Genomic DNA, 16,140 nt, shown 5'->3' on the forward strand with positions numbered 1-16,140 from the left:
AAGTGACCCGTACGGGATTCGAACCCGTGTTACCGCCGTGAAAGGGCGGTGTCTTAACCGCTTGACCAACGGGCCATGTTTGGCTAGCAAATTTACCAGCCGAAAACTATTATATAAAGAGAATGGGTGGTTTGTAAATACTTAAATTAAATTCTTTTTATTCAGATAAATACAAAATGAGTTTAAACCTTAGAGCAACAAGGGAATAGAGGATTATATTACTTTACATTAATTATACAAAAATCAATATTTATACAAAAAAATGAGTTGATATAATCAATTTAACACGTATTTTTTATTCCGCTGAAAAAGGCTATTCCATTTTCAAAATGCTGTGTTATAATGTGACGTATGCTATTTTTATACAGATAAGCACGTAAAAATTAGTGAAAAAAGGTAGGGACCAAAAATGGCATCTCCATTGAAAAGAATGTTAATCGGTAGGCCTCTTAAATCATCAGAGGCTGGGGAGCAAAAACTAGGGAAATTAAAAGCTTTGGCGGTGCTATCATCAGATGCACTATCCTCTGTTGCCTATGGTACAGAACAAATTTTACTAGTACTAATCACGGTTGGAGCCGCTGCAATGTGGTACTCCTTACCAATCGCTATATGCGTACTAGTACTATTATTTGCACTCAGCTTGTCTTACCGCCAAATTATTTACGCATATCCACAAGGCGGTGGCGCTTATGTTGTCTCTAGAGAGAACATAGGTAAGAATGCAGGATTACTAGCAGGAGGATCGTTACTAGTCGATTACATGTTGACCGTTGCGGTAAGTGTATCATCTGGTACCGACGCAATTGTTGCAGCAATACCATCTTTATATCAATTCACAGTACCATTAGCTATCATACTTGTCATCGTTGTTACTGTTATCAATCTTCGTGGTGTAACGGAATCAGCAACCATACTAGCAATTCCAGTTTATTTATTCGTATTCTCTATGATAGTAATGATTGTCACAGGCTTAATCAAACTAGCGTTAGGCCAAGATGTCACACATGAGACAGCTTCTGTTGGGACACACGTATCTGGTGTGACATTGATCTTATTACTTCGGGCGTTTGCCTCAGGTTCTGCCTCCTTAACAGGGATTGAAGCGATATCCAATGCAGTTCCTCTATTTAAAGATCCAAAAGCCAAAAACGCCTCTAGAACACTAATTCTTATGGCATCCATTCTAGGATTCTTCTTTGTAGGAATTACGTTACTTGCTTACTTCTATGGCGTTGTACCAGAACTTAAATCAACTGTACTCTCACAAATTGCTGAAAATATATTCGGACGAAATTTCTTCTATTACTTCATTCAAGCAACAACTGCACTTATTCTAGTCTTAGCTGCTAATACAGGATTCTCTGCTTTCCCACTTCTTGCTTTCAACTTATCCAAAGATAAATTCATGCCGCGCATGTACTTAGATAGGGGAGACAGACTGGGTTATTCAAACGGGATTATCACATTAGCATTAGGGTCAATATTATTAATTATTTTATTCCAAGGTAAAACAGAATCGCTAATCCCACTCTATTCTGTAGGGGTATTCATTCCATTTACACTATCGCAAACAGGTATGATTATTAAGTGGCTAAAAGAAAAACCGCAGGGCTACAAGAGCAAGCTATCTGCTAACTTATTAGGTGCATTTATATCTTTCACAGTTCTTATCGTACTCTTTATTACGAGAATGAGTGAAGTATGGCCAGTATTCATCTTGATGCCAGCAATGCTTTATGTGTTCCATAGAACAAGAACGCATTATGCCAAATTAGCACCACAACTCCGTATCGATGAACAGATGGATTTACCAGCTTTCGAAGGAAATGCCGTCGTTATCTGTGTGTCTGATACAACAAAAGTGGTAGAAGGTGCGCTACGTTATGCTAAATCAATCGGCGACACCGTTATTGCAGTCCATGTTTCATTAGATCGTCAAGAAGGAAAAGAATTTGTCGAGCGTTGGAATAGAATACATCCAGAAGTAAGAATCGCTGACTTGTATTCCACATATCGTTCAATCACCGAGCCTCTAATGAAGTTTATTGATACAGCACAACAAAAAGCCAATCAAGATAATTATTCATTAACCGTTCTAATACCACAGTTTATACCGAAAAAAGGCTGGCAAAATGTCTTGCATAACCAAACAAGCTTACTAATTAGAACAAAACTGTTATTTAAAAAAGATGTGGTCGTATCGACCTATCCATATCATTTAAAAGAATAAGAATAGCGCGGAGATGCCACAATGGAAGCCTAAAAAATCTGGGGGAGAGATTCTCAGGTAAAAAAGGGATGACTGTGACATCTCTTTGCGTATTCTCAGCAATTCACAACTATACAAAATGATTGTACAGGAGGACTAAGCTCATCCTACCAAAAAATAAAGCAAGCGTAAAACGGACAAAATATTTTTTTGTATGGATAGAAGTTACCCAAATTAGCGTTTTACTCTAGGTGAAAAACTCTTTTTAATACCACAACCTACCTGAAAAAAACAATTTTAGTTAAATTTAATAAAGTTTATTTTTTAACATAGGCGCGGATTTGTGGTAGAATGTAAGATATAATTTAGAAAAAGGTGAATGTGGATGGAGAAACTCGGGATTCTTGGTGTACCATGGACGTTTCATGAGAAGCGTCAAGGTGTAGCATTAGCGCCATATGCGATTCGTTATACAGGAATTATAGGCGCACTAGAAAAGATGGAGAATGACGTAATTGATTATCATAATATGGCCTTTTTTACGGAAATGGAGCAGGAAGCCATTTTAAAATCGAAGGATATGAAAGCGATTACATATAAAGCGAAAGAACTGCGAGATATTATTGCCGATATTCGTTTAGAGAATGCGATGCCGATTGTGTTTGGAGGCGACCAATTTATTTCGCTAAGCACAATTGCCGGAATGCAGACGGATGATACGGAACAGATGGTGATTTGGGTCAATGCTCATGCAGATATGGGACAAGTACTTCAAGGCGGAGATTTGTGTCACAATGTGATGGCAACAGTTATTGGCAAGGGGCCTAAAGCCTTAGAAACCGTAATGAATCAGCGGTTTATTAAGGGTGAAAACATTTGTATTGTAGGAACCAGGCGCATTGATCAGAAAGAATTAGATCTAATTCAAGACGAAAAAATCATGCATTACGAAATGACTACGATTGATAAAATGGGTTTTAGCATGGTGACGGATGAAATTATTCAATGGATGGCGAAAAAGAAAGGCCATGTACATTTAGTCCTAGATGTCGATGCGATTGATCCAGAATTCACACCAGGGACCGATTTCCTATCTCAAGGTGGTATTTATTGGCGCGAAATTCGTTATTTCATGAAAAATCTAGCACTAAGCAATCAAATTCAGGCGATGACATTCACAGGAATTAATCCATTAAATGACGAAAAAAACAAAACATCTAAGTTTGTAGCCTCCTTACTAGAAGAGTTTTTTCAAATTCAGAGCATCCAAAATGGCTAAAAATGTGTGTTACATTTTGCGAACAAATGTTACTTTTATGTAAAGTAGGCAGAAGCTTAAATACAAAGTAAGTCATAGCAACATCTTGTAGAAAATAAGACTATAAATTAATTTATAATTGAAAGCGCTATCTATATTGAAAAAAGGTACGTTTGGGAGTATACTGAAACTATAGATTTGACAAAAGTAATTTTTTCAGTAAAGGAGCGTTTGGTGTGGGGGAGCATGAGGTACGGTATTTCGTTATTCCGATGATAGTTGTATTTATTCTAGGTATTGCTGGTATTAGTGCACCTATTTTTCCTGTAGTCCAATTTGTCATCGTGGGTCTAATCGCTATCCTTGCAGGTACAGTATGCGGTTGGATTGCTGTAGGTATCAGATTGCTTGTCAAATGGTTCCAAACGCGGAAAGAACACCATGCTGTAAAAAAAGTTGCAGTGGCTTCAAAACGCTAAATTACATAGCTTACAAACATTTTTCCTTTAGTGGAAAGATGTTTTTTTGTGCGCCAAATCCTATTTTTAGGATTATGAAAAAAATAAATAAGGCTACCTTTTTCTAAAAAAAATGCTACAATGAAAGAGAGAAAGAAGGAGCAAGGGAGGATATGGATGGCTACATTAGCGGATGTTGCAAAAAAAGCAAATGTGTCTAAAATGACTGTTTCACGTGTTATAAATCATCCAGATCAAGTTTCTGACGAGTTAAAGCAATTAGTATATCATGCCATGGAAGAGCTAGAATACGTACCTAATTATGCGGCAAGAGCACTGGTTCAAAATCGGACACAAGTCGTGAAATTCTTGATTTTAGAAGAAATCGATACGGTGGAGCCGTACTACATGAATTTATTGACAGGAATTAGCAGAGAATTAGATAAGCATTCCTATTCATTGCAGTTAGTAACGCAGAAATCCAAGAATATTGGACCTTATGATGGATTAATTGTAACCGGCATGCGTGACCAAGAAATTGATAAAGTGCTTGCAGGGCTGGAGAAACCAGTGATTGCTTATGGGGAGAACAGGCGTAACATCGATGCGATTGATGTGGATAACAGGCTAGGCGCTGAGCTCGCAACGAAGCATTTATACGATATTGGCTTCCGACAGATTATTTTTTTTGGTATAAATTTGTTAGAAGAAGAGTTCATGCGTTCACGTTTAACGGGTTATTCGAGCGTTATGAAGGCGCATGATTTAATAGAAGAAAGCTATTTCATGAAAAACAGTTCCCGCATAGCCGAGAAAAAAGCATTCGAGATACTGCAAAACGCAAAGAAACCAACCGCAATCGTGTGTGCCTCTGACCGAATGGCGATTGGCGTTGTCCGCGCAGCAACGGCTCTGCATATGAATTTTGGAGAAAATATCGCGGTGACTGGCTTTGACGGTGTATTCCTCGATCGTATTTCCTCTCCAAAAATCACAACAGTCCGTTCACCAGTCATCGAAATGGGCGAAACGTGTGCCCAGTTATTACTAAAGAAAATCAATGAAGGTGGAGCACAACAAGGTTCCATTTTATTCCCACCCGAACTTATCATCCGTGGATCAACAGTAGTTGGTCGAGAATAAAACACAAAAACAAGCTGCAACTAGGCTTGTTTTTGTTATGCTGCCACGAAGTAAATATTCTGTTACCGTTAACGAGCTTTATTCTATTGTAAGTGTTTTCAATGCATGCTAACGTAAAGAGAGATAATCGAAAGGTGGTTTTTTAAAGATGGAAAGAGCAGCAATTTATCATCAGCCATTCAGCGCTTATGCGTATGGTTACGACAAGGAAACGCTACATATCAAGGTTCGCAGCAAGAAAGACGATATAAAAGAGGTTGTCATGATTGGTGCAGATCCTTATTTGCACACAAAAGCTGGCTGGCAATCCGAGAACATTCCGCTTCAAAAAGTGGCAACGACAGAAGAACATGACTACTGGATGGTCGCAGTCAAACCAGCGCAACGTCGCTTGCAATATGGCTTTGTATTAACAGACACAACAGGAGAAGAAGTTTTCTACGGTGGACGAGGTTTTTACGAAAATACAGAAGACAATCGTGCGGTGATGGATTATTATTTTAAATTTCCATTTTTGCATGAATCGGAAGTTTTTAAGGCGCCTGAATGGGTGAAAGAAACGATTTGGTATCAGATTTTCCCAGAGCGATTTGGCAATGGAAACCCTGATATTTCACCAGAAAATGTCTTGCCATGGGGTAGCAAAGATCCAGGGCGCGATGACTTTTTCGGTGGGGATATTGCGGGGATTATCGAGCATTTAGATTACTTGGTGGAGCTTGGAATCAATGGTATTTACTTGACGCCAGTATTTGAAGCGTCGACGAATCATAAGTATGATACGCTGAACTATTTTGAAATTGATCCGCATTTTGGGGACAAAGAAACGTTCCGCCAATTTATCCAAGAAGCGCATAAACGTGGCATAAAAGTGATGCTGGATGCTGTTTTCAATCACATTGGCGATAAATCTCCAGAATGGCAAGATGTGCTGAAGAATGGCGCTAAATCAGAGTATGTAGACTGGTTCCATGTGCATTCATTCCCAGTAACTCCGGGTGAAAACGGAAATATAGAAGGGAAAAACACACTTTCATTCGATACATTTGCATACACTATGCATATGCCAAAATTAAATACGGCTAATCCTGCTGTACAAAAGTATTTGCTTGATATTGCAACGTATTGGGTTCGCGAGTTTGACATTGACGGCTGGCGTTTGGATGTAGCTAATGAAGTCGATCACGCTTTCTGGAAATCGTTCCGCAAAGCCGTTCGTGCTGAAAAGGACGATTTATACATTCTCGGCGAAATTTGGCATGACTCTTGGCTTTGGTTGCTTGGCGACGAGTTCGATTCCGTAATGAACTACCCATTCACACAAACAATCATTGAAAACTACGTAGAAGAGCGCATTACACCGTCTAAAATGGTATCAGGAATTAGCGACCAGTTGATGCGCTATCAAGAACAAGTCAACCACGTCATGTTCAATATGCTTGATTCACATGACACAGCGCGACTACTCACACGTTGTGATGGCGATAAAGACAAAGCTAAGCTGGCACTTGCGTTCATGTTTGCCCACACTGGTTCTCCGTGTATTTATTACGGTACAGAAATCGGCATGGATGGCGCCGATGACCCACTTTGCCGCAAATGTATGGAATGGGACGAAGCAAAACAAGACAAAGAGATGTTCAGCTTCATGAAACACCTCATCGCTTTCCGCAAAAAACATCAACAAACGCTCACATACGGCGACCTAGTTTGGCATACAGTCGATGATGAGAACCGTCGTGTTATTTTCTCCAGAACACATAACGGTACTCGCCTAACGTTCGTATTTAACCAAGCCGAAGAAGCCATAACCCTAACGAAAGCAGATTTCACAGACATGTCGGCATTACAAGATGCCTGGTCCGAAAAAGCACTTGAGAAAGTTAATGTACCTGCAAAATCGTTCGTAGTATTGGAGGATTAAGCAATGAGCTGTACTTATTTCACAAACAAATAAGTACAGCGTTCGTTAAAAATCTTGTTATCGGTAACACAGAAATATACCTTGAAAACGTTTTCGTTCTAAGTCTATAATAGCGCTAGAGGTTAACCTGTTTCACAATTCAATTCAAAATAGGGTGTGAAAATCGAATGTGCGGCATCACTTGTCGACACAGGCGCTTTTCAAAAAAGAGGAGGAAAAATGGTAATGAGTTCATTCAAAAAGTTCGGCTTATTAGCAATGGTAGCAGTAATGGTTTTAATGTTAGCAGCATGTGGTGGCGGAAGTTCTTCTAAAGACAGTTCAAGCAGTGATGGTAAGAAAACATTGACGGTTTCAGTCGATGAAGGCTATGCAAAATATGTAGACAAAATTAAATCTAAATTCGAAAAAGATAACGATGTAACTGTAAAAGTTGTGAAGAAAGATATGTTCGAAACATTAGAAGCTTTACCATTAGACGGTCCAGCAGGAACAGCGCCAGACGTGATGATGTCAGCATACGACAGAATCGGAAGTCTGGGACAACAAGGACATTTAGCCGAAGTGAAACTAGGAAATAAAGATCAACTAGATGACAACGACGTGAAACAAGTAACAATTGACGACAAAGTATACGGTGCACCAGCAATTATCGAAACGCTTGTACTGTATTACAATAAAGATTTACTAGACAAAGCACCAACAACATTTAAAGAATTAGAAGCTTTAACAAAAGATCCTCGCTTCAATTTTGCAACAGAAAAAGGAAAATCTACGGCTTTCTTAGCTAAATGGACAGATTTCTACTTCTCTTATGGTTTACTAGCAGGTTACGGCGGTTATGTATTTGGCGATAACGGCACAAATCCTAAAGATATCGGTCTAAACAATGCAGGATCTGTAGAAGGTATCACATACGCAACGAAATGGTTCCAAACTTACTGGCCAAAAGGAATGCAAGACAATAAGAGTGCAGACGACTTTATCCAAGATCAATTTGTAAAAGGTAAAGCAGGCGCAATCATCGGTGGTCCTTGGTCAGCAGCAAGTTATAAAGAAGCGAAATTAAACTATGGTGTGGCAGAAATCCCAACATTGGATAACGGCAAACCTTACTCTCCATTCGCTGGTGGTAAAGGCTGGGTTATCTCAAACTACTCTAAGAACAAAGATGTAGCACAAAAATGGTTGGATTACGTAACAGATACTGACAACCAAAACACATTGTACGACATGACAAATGAAGTACCTGCAAACCACGAATCACGTGACGTAGCAGCAGCTAAGAAAGACGAACTAACATCTGCAGTAATTGCACAATATGCAAACGCAACACCAATGCCAAACATTCCAGAAATGGCTGAAGTATGGACAGGCGCTGAGAACTTAATGTTTGACGCAGCATCTGGCAACAAAACACCAAAACAATCTGCCAACGACGCAGTAAAAGTAATCTCAGACAACATTGACCAAAAATATCAAAAATAAATAAAGCAATTGGATTGATACAGAGCTTCGAACAAATCGGGCGAAAGTGTTTGTATTCCGCACAACTTGTGGAATGCGAACGCTTGCCGCCGATTTATCTGAGTCATGTATAATATCTAAGCTATAAAAGGTAGGGGTAACGCGATGAATAAGGAACAACCAATTAAAAATGTTCGGAAAGCGACGCTGTTATCGATCATTCCAGGACTGGGACAATTTTATAACGGGCAGGTTTTTAAAGGGATTGTTTTTCTCGCTGTATTCGTTGCTTTTGTTATTGAATTTATCGCAGTTGGTATTAATGCATTTGTTGGCTTGATTACGCTTGGTTCTGTGCCGGGTGTGGATCATTCCCTGTTTCTAATGATTGAAGGAACATTGCAACTTATCGTTACGGTTCTCTTTATCGGCTTTTATATCATTAATATATTTGATGCTAGACGTGTGGCGATAACGTGGAACTTGGGAGAGACGGTTAATACAAAAACGATCGATATTTTAAAAAATATGGTAGAGAAAGGTTTTCCATATCTTTTCACACTGCCAGCATATCTTGTAATGACATTTGTGATTATTTTCCCAGTGTTAGTTACGCTTTTCATGGCTTTTACAAACTATGATTTCTATCACATTCCACCGGCGAATCTGATTGACTGGGTAGGTTTTAAGAATTTCTTTAGTATTTTCTTCCTTAGCTCGTATCGAGATACTTTCTTGAGTGTATTCTCATGGACGCTTGTTTGGACGCTTTGCGCAACGACATTACAAATTGTGGTCGGAGTATTTACAGCTGTTGTGGCGAATCAAAGCTTTATTAAAGGAAAACGTCTTTTCGGAGTTATTTTCTTACTTCCTTGGGCTGTACCGGCTTTCATTACGATTATGAGTTTCTCCAATATGTTTAATGACAGTATTGGTGCGATTAATATGCAAGTTATCCCATTATTAAACCATTTACCGTTTGTTGATATTCCGTCGCTTGCTTGGAAAACAGACCCGTTCTGGACAAAAGTAGCGTTGATTTCGATTCAAGGTTGGTTGGGATTCCCATATATTTACGTAATGGTTACTGGGGTGCTTCAAGCGATTCCAGGTGAACTATACGAGGCAGCGCGTATTGACGGAGCAAGTGCAATCGCTCGTTTCCGCAAAATTACGATGCCAATGATTTTATTTGTAACCGCACCAGTATTTATTACGCAATATACATTTAACTTTAATAACTTCTCTATTATTTACTTATTCAATGAAGGTGGACCGGGAAGCGTTGGTGCAGGCGCGGGTTCAACGGATATTTTGATTTCGTGGATTTATAAGTTAACGACAGGGACATCGCCGCAATATGCTGTTGCAGCCGCCGTGACGCTCCTTATCTCAATTGTTGTTATCTCGGTATCCATGATTGCGTTTAAGAAAACAAATGCTTTTGGCAATGAAGGGATGATGTAGGATGAAGGCGTTTTTTAAAGATCAGCGAACAAGTGGTTTCTTGACAAAATTCTTTACGTATTTGTTCTTGCTTGCGTTGTCCGTCGTCATTTTATATCCGATTTTAATTACGGCATCGTCGGCATTCAAGCCGGGGAACATTGCGGCATTTACGTTGGAGTGGAGCGATAATTGGACGCTGAATAACTTCTCGAGATTGTTTAATGATACGCTATATTTGGATTGGTACCGGAACACGTTGATTATTGCTGTAACGACGATGGTTTTCCAAGTAGCGATCGTAACGATTGCGGGTTACACGTATAGTCGTTATCGGTTCAAAGGACGCAAGAACAGTTTGATTTTCTTCTTGATTATTCAGATGGTACCAACGATGGCTGCGCTAACTGCGTTTTACGTGTTGGCGATGTTGCTTGGTGCGCTAGATCAGTTCTGGTTCTTGACGTTGATTTATATCGGTGGCGGAATTCCGATGAATATTTGGCTGATGAAAGGGTACTTTGATACGGTACCGCGTGATTTGGATGAGTCGGCGAAGCTTGATGGTGCGGGACATTTCCGGATTTTCGGACAAATTATTTTACCGCTCGTTCGGCCGATGATTGCGGTTCAGGCGCTCTGGGCGTTTATGGGACCATTCGGTGATTTCTTGCTTGCTAAATTCCTTTTGCGTACACCGGAGAACTTGACGATTGCTGTTGGTTTGCAAAGCTTTATCGCGAATCCTCAACAACAAAAAGTGGCGTTGTTTGCAGCAGGGGCAATTTTGGCAGCATTACCGATTTGTTTACTGTTCTTCTTCCTACAAAAGAATTTCGTATCTGGTTTGACTGCAGGGGGCACGAAGGGTTAATTTTTTAGAAGTTTAGATTTGAAGATTGTGATGTGATAATGATGAAGCGTGGATTTCCGATGGATTTTTTCTGGGGGATGTGTTCGCCAAAGCGAATGTTTGCTAGCCGAAAATTGTTTGGCTGGGGCAAGCTGGTAATTATATTTGTGTTTTTGACGGCTTGTTTGATGATTCCGGTGTCGTTAAATTTTGCGAAACAGGATTCGTTTGACTTGGAGTCGTTGATGCCAAATATGATGAACCAGGTGAGTGACGGGTTCGTGGATGAGTTGACGGCGAATTATGCGTTGAAAAACGGAACGCTGTCTGGTCAAGGCAACATGGACGTAGCAACGAAAACGGGTGTGGCGATGGTGAATTTGGATGGTACGACTTTGCCGGATGTGAAAAACATGGTAGTATTAGGGAAAAGTAGCATGGAGCTTCGTGATAGTTCGGGGTATGCTTTCACTGTGAAGTATACGGACGACGCGACGCTTACGGATGTATCCAGCATGGCTGATATGCAAGCTTTTATTAGCGGTCAGTGGTATGTGCAAAACAAGGCATTTGTCTTTTTGACAATGGTTGCGATGCTTGGCTCGGTACTTTTTGCTAGTAGTCTGATGTTGGCGTTGTTTGCCGCGTTATTTATTTGGTTCACGAAACGAAACCAGATGTCGGAGATTGCTTCATACAAGGAGGCGCTATCGCTTACGTTGCTTGCGCTCGGGTTACCGACGATTCTTGCAGCGGTGATTGGTACGATTTATTTTGATATAACAGTCATGATGGCGATTCAGTCGCTTGGGATGGTGCTTCTGATTGCATTTACTTTCATTAAAACACGCTTTAGACAGACGGATGATATTTTGGATTTGGGGGGACGAACAGGATGATTCAACGCTTATTTGAAATCGATGAATGGAAATTAAAGTCGAAACAAGTGGAAAAGGATGCAAAGCGTTTGCAGGAGAGCTTAACTTCACTTGGAAATGGCTATATGGGAATGCGCGGTAACTTTGAGGAACGCTATTCGGGAGACACGCATCAAGGCACGTACATTGCTGGTGTTTGGTACCCTGATAAGACGCGCGTCGGCTGGTGGAAAAACGGCTATCCTGATTATTTCGGGAAAGTGATTAATGCGCTGAACTTTATCGGGATTGATGTGACTATTGACGGTGAGACGCTGGATTTGTTTGTGGATGAGACGGCAGACTTTGCTTTGGAGCTGGATATGGAGACGGGGATTTTGCGTCGGCGTTTCCAAGTGAAGAAGAACGGCAAATCGTTTTTGGTGGAGACGGAGCGTTTCTTGAGTATTGTGAAGCAGGAACTGTGTTTGATTCGCTATCATGTGACGGCGCTTGATGCGGAGGCGGAGATTGTTTTGACGCCTTATGTGGACGGGAATGTGACGAATGAGGATGCGAATTATGACGAGATGTTCTGGCTGGAAGTAGCGCAGGACGCGACGGAGAACAAGGCGACTATCGTGACGAAGACGATTGAGAATAACTTTGATATTCCGCGTTTCACGATTGCGGCTTCGATGGAAAACCGTACGGAGAATGCGAAGGAATCAACTGCGGAAGCGAAGAAATTATATGTGGAAAACAAGTACCGTTTTCAAGTGGCAAAAGGCGAGACGGCGAAATTGGAAAAACGTGTGGCTGTTGCAACATCGCGTGATTATGCGGAGCATGAACTGGCTGGGGCGTCCGAACAATTTTTAGCGAATGTGGCTGAACTGAATTATGAAGCATTGCGTAAAGAGCACGCCGAAGCTTGGCAAACGCGTTGGCAGAAGGCCGATGTGTTAATTAGTGGCGATGATTCTGCGCAACAAGGTATTCGCTTTAACATTTTCCAACTATTCGCAACATATTACGGCGAAGATGCACGTCTGAATATCGGACCAAAAGGTTTTACAGGCGAGAAGTACGGCGGCGCAACGTATTGGGACACAGAGGCATTTGCGCTACCACTTTATTTGTCACTGGCGGATAAAGAAGTATCGCGGAATTTATTGCAATATCGTCATGACCAACTGGATGGCGCGAAAGTCAACGCTGGCAAAATTGGGATGAAAGGCGCGCTTTACCCAATGGTGACATTTACAGGGATTGAGTGTCATAATGAATGGGAAATTACGTTTGAAGAAATTCACCGTAATGGCGCGATTGCACATGCGATTTATAATTATACGAACTATACAGGAGACACGACGTATTTAGTGAACGATGGTATTGATGTATTGACTGAGATTAGCCGTTTTTGGGCGGATCGGGTGCATATGTCGGAGCGTTTAGATAAATACATGATTCATGGTGTGACGGGACCGAATGAGTACGATAATAATGTTAGCAATAACTGGTATACGAACTATATTGCAACATGGACGCTTCGCTACACAATCGAGTCGTTACAACAAATTACTCCAGCAAAACGCGAGGAGTTGCAAATTACTGACGCAGAAATCGATCATTGGCAAGACATTATCGACAACATGTACTTCCCTTATGATGAGAAATGGCAAATATTTGTGCAGCATGACACATTCTTAGACAAGGAATTACGTTCTACAGACACGTTGACGGATGCGGATAAACCGATTAATCAGAACTGGTCTTGGGATAAAATTTTGCGGTCGTGTTTCATTAAACAAGCCGATGTGTTGCAAGGGATTTACACGTTTGGCGATGAGTTTGATTTCGAGACGAAGCAGCGGAATTTCGAGTTTTATGAGCCACTGACGGTGCATGAATCAAGTCTTTCTCCAGCTGTGCATACGGTATTGGCGGCTGAGATTGGTCGTGAAGATAAAGCGGTGGAATTGTATAATCGGACGGCGCGTCTTGATTTGGACAATTACAACAATGATACCGAAGATGGTTTGCATATTACGTCGATGGCTGGGAGCTGGATTGCGATTGTGCAAGGTTTTGCGGGAATGCGGACATTCAATGGTCGCCTCGCTTTTGCACCGTTCCTACCAAAAACGTGGGATAAATACGCGTTTAAAATCAATTATCGTGATCGCCTAATCGAAGTGACGGTGACTGCGAAAACGGTAAGTATTGCTTTACTTTCTGGTGAGGCGCTTGAGCTCGACTTATTCGGCGAAGCTGTACAGTTAGTAGATACGTTAGAAAAACATGATTATCACAAATAAATAACGATGGGGGTCCTTTTTAGGGCTCCTATTTTTTTGTGTTTAAATATGATAGAATATCGCATCGACCAACGGATCATCACAACACAAAATGTATTGCTTTTTCAAATTGTGACCAATTGTCGAAAAAATGTAAGGGTTATCATTTAATATAGAAGTGAGGAGGGGATCGGAAAATGGAACGTGGCACAAAGGAATTATTGACGTACTTACTATGGAATCACCATGTCGATGTCGCCCATGTTTCGAAGAATTTCCGTCAAACGCCAGATGAGATTGAGGCGCATATTCAGGAAATTAATCAATCGCTTAAAACAGAGCCAATTCTAGTAGAGCATCAGATGATTTCCTTGACGGAGCGTTGTCGCGAGCATTGTTACCGCTTGTTGACAGAGAAGGAACAGCAATTATTTTCCTATTATGAAGCAAGTCTCAGAAGGCAGTTAATTATGATTGAGCTTTTGATGACTGGAGGCTATGCGTCGCTACAAGCGTTGGCGGATTATGTGTTTGTCAGCAAGAATACGATGTTGAGTGATGTGAAGCAAATTAAAGCTTATTTGCATGGGCAACAGATGCAGCTCGATTATTCGCGCAAGGACGGTTATGCCATTTTTGGGTCAGAGTTTTTAATTCGGAATTTGTTGGCAGAGTTGATTCGCGATGTTATCAAAACGCCGTATGGGAAATTTGTTTTGGACGAGAAGCGATTAATAACGGTTAGCGAGGTTTTCTTGCTCAAGAAACGGCTGGAGAAAATCGAACAGGAATTGCAGATTACGTTCACAGATGAGCAGTTAGAAGAGCTGCCGTACATTCTTTACGCGATTATCAAACGAGCCGAAACCGCGCATGTTGATTGGTCATTCAAGATTGAGAAATACGATATTAAAAATACCCGCGAATACCCGATTATTAAAGAGATGTTTTGGGGTTATGATTTCTTGACAGAGACGGATTTATTGTACTTATCCTTGCAAGTGTTAGCGTCAAACCTTGTTGAGTCGGCGTTGCGATTTTCAGATGGTGAGGAGATAGCCATTGCGGTGGATGCTTTTATCGTGCGGTTAGAGAATTATTTTGCGACGGAAATTGTGCGTAAGGCCGAGTTTAAAGAGAAATTGATTTTGCATATCAGACCAGCTATTTATCGTAATTTATTAGGTTTCCAAATTAACAATGTATTAACAGAACAGTTCATCGCAGAGTATACAACGACTTTTCGAATCGTAGAGAAGGCATCAACGCCATTCGCGACGCTTGTCGGTCACAGTTGGTCTAAGGAAGAGATTGTTTATTTATCGATGATCGTGCTTGGGTGGATGTATCAGACGGAAGAGTCTGGGGAGACGGTGTTTAAAGCCGCCGTACTCTGCCAAAGTGGGACCTCGATTTCAAAACTACTGCTGGAGAATTTGAAAGGCATGTTTCCGATGATTGATTTTAGTGGGGCATTTGCGGTGAGGCAGTTGGCGCAAGTCGAGCAGGATGTGGATTTCTTGTTTACGACAGTGCCAATTCAGACGGATGCAGTCGTGTTTGTTATTCCTTCGATTTTGGATAAGGAAAGCAGGCAGTTGCTTCGCGAACAAGTGGAGAAAGCGATTGATATGGACAGTCGTAAGAAGACGAAGGCGATTCTGGCGATGATTGGTGATGCGATTCCGATGGAGAATATTCCGCGTGTGACGGCGCAATTGGAACACTTTTTTGAGCGGGAGCAGGTGGATGAGCAGCAAGTGGAGCGCGAAACGCAGCATGAAGTACTGCAAATTGGGACGGCGAATATGTCGATATGGAAGGATGTGATGGCTTGGGAAGACATGGTGGAGCTGGGATTTCAAGCTTTATTGGAGCGAGGAAGTGTGACGGCTGATTATGTAGCGGCTTGTAAACGGATTTTTTATGAGAACTATCAGCAAATGGTGATTGGTCCGGCGATTTATTTACCGCATGCCAAGCCACAAGAAGGCGTTTTGCAACCAGATATTCAAATAAACGTAATTCAGTCGCAGCTTTTAAATCCAGATGGCGAGCAAGTAAGGATGGTAGTAGCACTGGCACCTTCTGAATTAAACCACCATATTCCGCTACTTTTAAAAATAAATGAGCTCTTTTTGCATCCAGAGAAACTGCAATGTATTTTAGGAGCGCAAAATGTAGCTGAAATTAATGAAATCATGGAGAGGGGTTGAGAC

General features: G+C 41.0%; 11 protein-coding genes and 1 tRNA gene. 11 read left to right on the forward strand and 1 reads right to left on the reverse strand.

Annotated features, from left to right (window positions below; genetic code table 11):
• Positions 1-3 precede the first annotated feature (3 nt).
• A tRNA-Glu gene (locus tag EP57_RS00645) sits at positions 4-75 on the reverse strand.
• 334 nt (positions 76-409) lie between these two features.
• On the opposite strand from EP57_RS00645, the gene EP57_RS00650 reads away from it, so the two are divergent.
• The 11 genes from EP57_RS00650 (at position 410) to EP57_RS00700 (ending at position 16,137) form a co-directional block, all read left to right on the forward strand.
• Entirely contained in the window at positions 410-2,233 is a 1,824-nt protein-coding gene (locus tag EP57_RS00650; RefSeq protein ID WP_036083210.1) for an APC family permease, read from the forward strand.
• A gap of 364 nt (positions 2,234-2,597) precedes the next feature.
• Positions 2,598-3,491, forward strand: coding sequence for an arginase family protein (locus EP57_RS16270; protein WP_052167454.1), 894 nt, complete (start codon positions 2,598-2,600; stop codon positions 3,489-3,491).
• A 215-nt stretch (positions 3,492-3,706) separates the two neighbouring features.
• Positions 3,707-3,949, forward strand: coding sequence for a hypothetical protein (locus EP57_RS00660; protein WP_052167455.1), 243 nt, complete (start codon positions 3,707-3,709; stop codon positions 3,947-3,949).
• Positions 3,950-4,105: 156 nt separating this feature from the next.
• Positions 4,106-5,071, forward strand: a complete 966-nt coding sequence (locus EP57_RS00665; protein ID WP_036083219.1) for a LacI family DNA-binding transcriptional regulator — start codon at positions 4,106-4,108, stop codon at positions 5,069-5,071.
• 148 nt (positions 5,072-5,219) lie between these two features.
• The gene (locus EP57_RS00670; RefSeq protein WP_036083221.1) at positions 5,220-6,995 is read left to right on the forward strand and encodes a glycoside hydrolase family 13 protein; all 1,776 of its coding nucleotides are present in this window, start codon (positions 5,220-5,222) and stop codon (positions 6,993-6,995) included.
• Between the two features lie 225 nt (positions 6,996-7,220).
• Positions 7,221-8,483 (forward strand): extracellular solute-binding protein, encoded by a 1,263-nt coding sequence (locus EP57_RS00675; protein WP_077916734.1) that lies wholly within the window; start codon positions 7,221-7,223, stop codon positions 8,481-8,483.
• Between the two features lie 144 nt (positions 8,484-8,627).
• A complete protein-coding gene (locus tag EP57_RS00680; RefSeq protein WP_036083225.1) occupies positions 8,628-9,932 on the forward strand; it encodes a sugar ABC transporter permease in 1,305 nt (434 codons plus the stop codon).
• Position 9,933: 1 nt separating this feature from the next.
• Positions 9,934-10,785, forward strand: a complete 852-nt coding sequence (locus EP57_RS00685; protein WP_036083226.1) for a sugar ABC transporter permease — start codon at positions 9,934-9,936, stop codon at positions 10,783-10,785.
• Between the two features lie 38 nt (positions 10,786-10,823).
• Positions 10,824-11,663, forward strand: a complete 840-nt coding sequence (locus EP57_RS00690; RefSeq protein WP_036083227.1) for a DUF1189 family protein — start codon at positions 10,824-10,826, stop codon at positions 11,661-11,663.
• Positions 11,660-13,942 carry a glycoside hydrolase family 65 protein gene (locus EP57_RS00695; protein ID WP_036083229.1) on the forward strand — a complete coding sequence of 761 codons (2,283 nt, stop codon included), beginning with the start codon at positions 11,660-11,662 and terminating at the stop codon, positions 13,940-13,942. Before EP57_RS00690 ends, EP57_RS00695 begins: the two co-directional genes overlap by 4 nt.
• Before the next feature lie 176 nt (positions 13,943-14,118).
• A complete protein-coding gene (locus tag EP57_RS00700; RefSeq protein ID WP_036083231.1) occupies positions 14,119-16,137 on the forward strand; it encodes a BglG family transcription antiterminator in 2,019 nt (672 codons plus the stop codon).
• Positions 16,138-16,140 lie beyond the last annotated feature (3 nt).

The sequence above is a fragment of the Listeria booriae genome (genome assembly GCF_000766865.1).
GTDB lineage: Bacteria > Bacillota > Bacilli > Lactobacillales > Listeriaceae > Listeria_A > Listeria_A booriae.